4 protein-coding genes and 1 pseudogene are annotated in these 5,155 nt (G+C 43.1%); 1 reads left to right on the forward strand and 4 read right to left on the reverse strand.

Going from position 1 to position 5,155, the window contains the following annotated elements; genetic code table 11:
* Positions 1 to 216 (forward strand): annotated as a pseudogene (locus tag OKC40_RS21640) (IS4 family transposase); the annotation flags it as partial.
* On the opposite strand, the gene OKC40_RS21645 reads toward OKC40_RS21640, so the two are convergent.
* The 4 genes from OKC40_RS21645 to OKC40_RS21660 all read right to left on the reverse strand — a co-directional run.
* Positions 206 to 1,303: an ATP-binding protein gene (locus OKC40_RS21645; RefSeq protein WP_270796961.1), complete on the reverse strand. Its 1,098-nt coding sequence runs from the start codon at positions 1,301 to 1,303 to the stop codon at positions 206 to 208. The pseudogene OKC40_RS21640 and the gene OKC40_RS21645 sit on opposite strands and share 11 nt — an antisense overlap.
* The gene (locus OKC40_RS21650) at positions 1,300 to 3,468 is read right to left on the reverse strand and encodes a transposase (protein WP_231556886.1); all 2,169 of its coding nucleotides are present in this window, start codon (positions 3,466 to 3,468) and stop codon (positions 1,300 to 1,302) included. The genes OKC40_RS21645 and OKC40_RS21650 overlap by 4 nt, the downstream gene beginning before the upstream one ends.
* Before the next feature lie 10 nt (positions 3,469 to 3,478).
* The gene (locus tag OKC40_RS21655) at positions 3,479 to 4,351 is read right to left on the reverse strand and encodes a TnsA endonuclease N-terminal domain-containing protein (protein ID WP_024946119.1); all 873 of its coding nucleotides are present in this window, start codon (positions 4,349 to 4,351) and stop codon (positions 3,479 to 3,481) included.
* 441 nt (positions 4,352 to 4,792) lie between these two features.
* Positions 4,793 to 5,155 (reverse strand): M48 family metallopeptidase (locus OKC40_RS21660; RefSeq protein WP_270796962.1); only part of this gene is annotated, 363 nt, incomplete at its 5' end.

The raw sequence follows: 5,155 nt of genomic DNA on the forward strand, positions 1-5,155 counted from the left end.
ATGACAGGGAAGCTATCGATGTTGAAAGCGTCAAAGAACAGTACGACATGGTGGTTGCCGCTATTGGAAGCAGTGGCCCATAGAGCGCTGACAGAAATAAGGGAAAGACTGGAATGGGCAGCTGATTATTTGGCCAAGAACGCTTGCCGAACCAAGCAGAGAAAATCGATACAGAACAGGACCTTGGAAGGAGTTTTAAAGGGACTCAACGCTTAAGGTCCTGTACATGAACCAGGCTACTGGCAATTGCCGGAATGCCCGCACTCAGATAATGAATATGCCTACACAATATATCTACCGATGTTGATTGATTTTTTAGTAATTGAGTCTGGCATAGCAGGCGGATAAAGCGGTTCCAAAATGAGCTATTAGAATCGCAACTCGCCAATAACATAGATCCATTTTTGGTCACTCGCCGACCGATAGTTGTTTCACGCTCAAATAATGCTAGCGTTGCAAATGTTCCTACCAGCATGATCGGCACACCGACTCTGTTGAACAATTCCTCGACAAATTTTATCGACGTTTTTTCATTGATACTTAAAACTTCATTACGGGAGGATTTGGCTAGATTTTGGGCCTCATCAACGACTACCAACCCAACACTATGACCGATAAGAAGCTTGCGCACTATGGTAATTAACTCATTAACAGACCTATTACGGTGTTCATATGCATATGCTTGTCCGGTCACCTCATCCAGCGCCTCCAGCATATTCAACAGCAGCGCTTTTTGACCACGACGCTCGTGAATTTCTACATACAGATACGTTACCTGAGATTGATCAAGCGTATGCTCCTGCCCCTTGTGGTCGGTATAATTGAAATGTTCAATAACTTGATCAAATAGTTTCAGAATACGCCTTACCATAAATGATTTACCACGACCACTCAGTCCAATCAACAAATAACTCTGCAATACAGAATAGAGTTCCAAGCTTGATAAATATGCAACCTGATTGGGATTGGTCTTGTCTCTATCGATAGCCGTCAGTATCCGCCGTATATCTGTTCGCAGAGGATTGCGTTTATCATACCCCGCTTCAATCATGCGTCGCATGACATCATATAAACGATATGCCTCGTCTTGAACGGCATAAACATCATTCAATTGATCGATCAGGGTTCGGATATAATAACCATGAAGTGATGCATCAACACCAGTCAAATCAACATTGTTAATAAAAGGCAACTCGCTGAGTGCATAAAACTGCTGCATTGTTAATGGCTGACCCAGCGCCTCAATTAATGGGTTGTCTCGATACTGTCGATTAGGATGCATATAATAATTTGGCTGGCTCATTGTTCGTCTTCCTGAAAGGATATTACTGTCGGATCATTCAAATTTTGTTTAGATTGCAGCGATTTGGGCCGATGGATTTGATCCCGGTTGTCGACCCCAGAGAGATCGGCATAAATGGCTTGCATTTCATTATGTCGCTGCTGTACAGCCTCAATATGCTTGAGGGTTTTCATCCCTGGCTGAATGCCTTTAGCATTGGATTTTTTAAGATGGCGACTTTCTGCTCTAATCGCATCATCACATTGTTTTAAATCCATTTCCAATAATGCACGTGCATCAAATCTGCTTTCATCTAGAATAGCCAGTTGTTCTTTGACAATCGCTTGACGGCGCATGACATTGGCCCAAATTTGATTTTTATAGGCTTCGCTACGATCAGTCAAATCCAGTTGGAGGAGCTCTCCACTTTCGTCATCTCCATACCAGATATGATTAGTGCTGATATCGGTATATCGAACCTTTATTTTGAAACGACCAATATTTTTTGCTCGGTCAAGATAGCCCCTACGTACAATTTCATTACAATTATAATATAAACCTTTGAAGAACACTCCCTGAGACCTAACTGTTGCCTCTGCTTCCGGCAACAATGCGTATCGTAGGCGATTTGTTGAAACTCGTGGTTTCAATATCGCCTGCTCCATCCCCCAATCCCAAACACCACGAGATGTAAAAACCACACCATCTCGCGACATCTCAAAATTATGAGATAGGACTCTTTCCCTGTTATTGTTGGTAAATATGATACATTTTATCAGTCGAACCATAAACTGTTCATAGGTATACAAAGAATTACGGGATGCATGTTGGTCTTCTTTTTTTGGAGATTTTACAACCTTGCCAGAATCAAAGGGAATCGCTAGAGACTGAATAATATCAAAACTCTTCTCAACCGTGCCTTTCATATCACCACGATGATATGCATTAAAATTGCCTACAGTAATACCAATTTGACCGCGAAGGAGGGAAGCTATATTGCTATCAGTATTCTCTGAACCTCGGTCTAACGTTAATTCACGACAAACCTCCTGGCAGGGCCAATCAGACTCAGCTATTTCATAGCCATACTGTCTACAAAATTCGACCTTATTACTCATAGCATTAAATAATGCCTGACTGGCACCGTGCCAACAAGGACTATCAAAACCAACATGAATTCCCACAATCATTCCACTGAAACTATCAACAACACTATAGATTACAGGTCGTCCTATACTGACTAGTTCATCTTTGCTGTAGGAATATCGAATATATATATCTGCAATAGTACTATCAATTTCGTAGCGCGATGCCGGTCCTCGGAGTCCCGCTCTCGCGAGCCCGGGCTTGCCGGCGTAATCTCGATCATAATTTATACTACCTACCCGTTTTTTCAAAAACGTCAACTGATCAACATATTTAGTAAGCTGGCGCTTGAATGATTTGGGAGAAATAAGATAATTTCTGGGTAGTAACATTTTGAACGGTTCAGCAATATCCTCGTCCGGGGCTCCCATCGGGCGCAACTCTGTCGAAGCATACTCCATACAAAAATCCAAATACAACCGAGAAAGCTGGACTTCTGTCCCCGAGCGGATTTTCTTGGAGAAGAATACTATATTTTTAATGTCTTGTTGGGTAATGCCACGGTAAGATTTACCATAAAGCGTTTCGCGCCCTCGTTTTGATGCAAGACAAACTTTCCCCTTTTCCAGCTCCAGGTATGTAGTAGGCAACTGGTGATTTTTGCCACATGCGAAGTAATTAGGTAATAGCGCATTTGGAATGCCACCACATCGGAAGTAGCGATTCAATTGACTAGTGACATACTTTTTACTTTTTCCTGAACGATCAATGAGTAGTTTCAAAATCCCGCTTGAGTCACCATATAGATAACGATGCCTCAGTTCATGATCGCTTATTAGGGGTTCAAGCGTAGCAAGTCCTTCATCACGTTTTTTTATCCAGCTTGGATTTAAGTTATTATCTGCTTCATAGATGATTTTTGGAAAATCATGATCTGCTATATGTCTACGCCCTTGAGAAATATCATTTTCAACTTCGTCAAGCGACAAGGTAAATGGCCGTTTCGGTGAAACGAGTAGCAATTCAGTTACAGCTAGCCGCATTGTATCCCAGCAGATATCAATGATCAGCAGCTCGGAACTATTTTTGGTATCAGACACGATCTTTTGGTTAACCCGCATTAGACCTCCGTATTACTGACAGAGGACGGTATAACTCGATTCGTTGTGTCAAATCGATATTCAAACGACCGGTATAAACCGCGTGCTGGAACAAACACTGCACCTGAAATTTATCAATATTAAGTTCATAGGCTACCTGATGAATTAACATCAGCAGCGTGGATAAAGGGGTTGCTATCATGTGGTGCCTAAACCGAACAATAACATTGGCATAAAATTCTGCCGAAACCTGAATCAGTTCAGCCTCATCAAAACATTCTCGTAGAAACTCTAAATTGTAAATAATGGTGGCGTCAAAACTCTTCTCTGTTATCAACACATGATCAATATTTTGAGTACGCCAATACTCAAGGGAAATTCGCTCTTTTGCCAATGTACGATTAACAACACGGGGGGATGTTATTTCTGGATCCAGCGCATCAGAATATTTGAAGCTATATGGACTCAATATATGCTTCCCTGCCTCCGTTTGCCGAATAATGACAAAATCCTGAGTCATAGTTTTGGCTGGGATGCGGCCACCATGATTACCTCGTTCTTTATAATTACCTGGATGGACAACGTTCAGAGAGGCAGCAATTTCTAGAGTTTGATGCAGTGGTAACGGATACTGTTCGAGAATGTCGATAACAGTTGGATCGCGTTCGAAATAGAAAAATGGTGCCCTCTCGCCACGACTCAGCAGATGATGCTCACGTCTCGTTTTGTGACTATACACAATCTGCCCCTGACCATAGGTATGGGACTGCCGCACCGTGACCCAGGGGCGATACCCCGAAGCTTTGATGTCTCGGTTATACCGTGCTGTTTTTGCGATCTCCGCATCGGTGACGATGGGCTGCTGAACCGTTTTTTGCTGCATGACTACTCCTACCTGACCTGCATACAACCTAGTAACTGGGCAGGGGGTCGTCAACCGCAATAGTGCACGTAAGGCGTTGTTTTTACTTATTTATTTTTATAAATAATAACTATCGACGCTATCATGGCAAAAATGCCACACTCAACAAAATTTCATTTTTTATATTAAAAAACATATAGTTATAAAAAATCACATAAGCATACATAATCACGAATATTTATTTTTATAAATAATAAGTAAATGTTTTTTATTCCTTTTTTGACATAAGAGGGTGGCGGATATAGAACATTATTCTGAAGCGATTGATGATTCCGCTCAGAAAAAATGTCCGTTTTTGGCTACAAAAGGCTCCATGCGAAGAGCAATCAATGCATCCACACCAAAAAATTCAGCCCGGCAAGGGTGGCCTGCCGGGCTGTGGGTGACTGACGAGCTGATAACTCACGTCAACAAGCGGTTAGCCATGCCATCCAGCTTCGCTTTGGTCTTTTCCCAACCGGGCATCACCTGACCCATCAGCCGGTAAAAGTGCTCGCTGTGGTTGTGCTCGGCAATATGGCAGAGCTCGTGCAGGATCACGTAATCGATACACTCGCGGGACGCTTTGACCAAATGCGGGTTGAGCGTGATCCGGCCATTGGGGGAACAACTGCCCCACTGGGTCTGCATGGTCAGGATGCGCAGTGGCGGACGCTCGGTGACCCAGATGGCCTGCTCGAGCATGGCGTTGAGGCGTCTGGCAAACACCTCTTTGGCACGGGCCTTGTACCAGTCAGCGAGCAGTGCATGGACTTTCTCGGCTCT

Origin of the sequence: Aeromonas sp. QDB11 (assembly GCF_027705265.1) — a bacterium.
GTDB classification, from domain to species: domain Bacteria; phylum Pseudomonadota; class Gammaproteobacteria; order Enterobacterales; family Aeromonadaceae; genus Aeromonas; species Aeromonas allosaccharophila.